Here is a 1,583-nt window from a genome sequence, read left to right as displayed (position 1 = left end):
GAAGGGACATCGATGGGACCGGGTGGTCCGGTCGGTTCTTTCAGAACCGCACAGTGGATGCGTAGCGTCTTCATGACAAGTCCTCGGCCTATTAGTACCGGTCAACTCCAGCCGTTACCGACCTTCCATCTCCGGCCTATCAACCCAATGGTCTCTTGGGGGCCTTAACCCACAAAGGGTGGGATACCTCATCTAGGAACGAGCTTCCCGCTTAGATGCTTTCAGCGGTTATCCCTTCCGAACGTAGCCAACCAGCAATGCCCTTGGCAGGACAACTGGCACACCAGAGGTCCGTCCGTCCCGGTCCTCTCGTACTAGGGACAGCCTTCCGCAAGTATCCTACGCGCGCGGCGGATAGGGACCGAACTGTCTCACGACGTTCTAAACCCAGCTCGCGTACCGCTTTAATGGGCGAACAGCCCAACCCTTGGGACCTACTCCAGCCCCAGGATGCGACGAGCCGACATCGAGGTGCCAAACCATGCCGTCGATATGGACTCTTGGGCAAGATCAGCCTGTTATCCCCGGGGTACCTTTTATCCGTTGAGCGACCACGCTTCCACAAGCCATGGCCGGATCACTAGTTCCGACTTTCGTCCCTGCTCGACCCGTCGGTCTCACAGTCAAGCCCCCTTGTGCACTTGCACTCGACACCTGATTGCCAACCAGGCTGAGGGAACCTTTGAGCGCCTCCGTTACCCTTTGGGAGGCAACCGCCCCAGTTAAACTACCCACCAGGCACTGTCCCTGATCCGGATCACGGACCGAGGTTAGACATCCAGTACGACCAGAGTGGTATTTCAACGACGACTCCACACCAACTGGCGTTGGCGCTTCACAGTCTCCCACCTATCCTACACAAGCCGAACCGAACACCAATACCAAGCTATAGTAAAGGTCCCGGGGTCTTTCCGTCCTGCCGCGCGTAACGAGCATCTTTACTCGTAGTGCAATTTCGCCGGGCCTGTGGTTGAGACAGTCGAGAAGTCGTTACGCCATTCGTGCAGGTCGGAACTTACCCGACAAGGAATTTCGCTACCTTAGGATGGTTATAGTTACCACCGCCGTTTACTGGCGCTTAAGTTCTCAGCTTCGCCCCGAAGAGCTAACCGGTCCCCTTAACGTTCCAGCACCGGGCAGGCGTCAGTCCGTATACATCGTCTTGCGACTTCGCACGGACCTGTGTTTTTAGTAAACAGTCGCTTCTCGCTGGTCTCTGCGGCCAACTGGTCCTAGCCCGCAAGGGGCTTCAAACCCTTTGGCCCCCCTTCTCCCGAAGTTACGGGGGCATTTTGCCGAGTTCCTTAACCACAGTTCGCCCGATCGCCTCGGTATTCTCTACCTGACCACCTGTGTCGGTTTGGGGTACGGGCCGCGTGAACACTCACTAGAGGCTTTTCTCGGCAGCATGGGATCACTCTACTTCGCCTCAATCGGCTATGCATCACGTCTCAGCCTATGCGCCTGGCGGATTTGCCTACCAGACGGCCTACACGCTTACACCAGTACTACCACTCACTGGCGGAGCTACCCTCCTGCGTCACCCCATCGTTTGACTACTACAAGCTCGGTTCCCGCGCTCC

Annotated in this window: 1 rRNA gene (cut by a window edge); it reads right to left on the bottom strand. The window is 57.1% G+C overall.

The features are described 5' to 3' along the window. Positions 1-71 precede the first annotated feature (71 nt). Positions 72-1,583, bottom strand: a 23S ribosomal RNA gene (locus tag ACFV4N_RS42225); its annotated part runs 1,315 nt beyond the window's last position; the annotation flags it as partial.

The organism is Actinosynnema sp. NPDC059797, from assembly GCF_042732085.1.
Lineage (GTDB): Bacteria > Actinomycetota > Actinomycetes > Mycobacteriales > Pseudonocardiaceae > Actinosynnema.
This window is presented reverse-complemented; position numbering and strand designations above follow the sequence as displayed.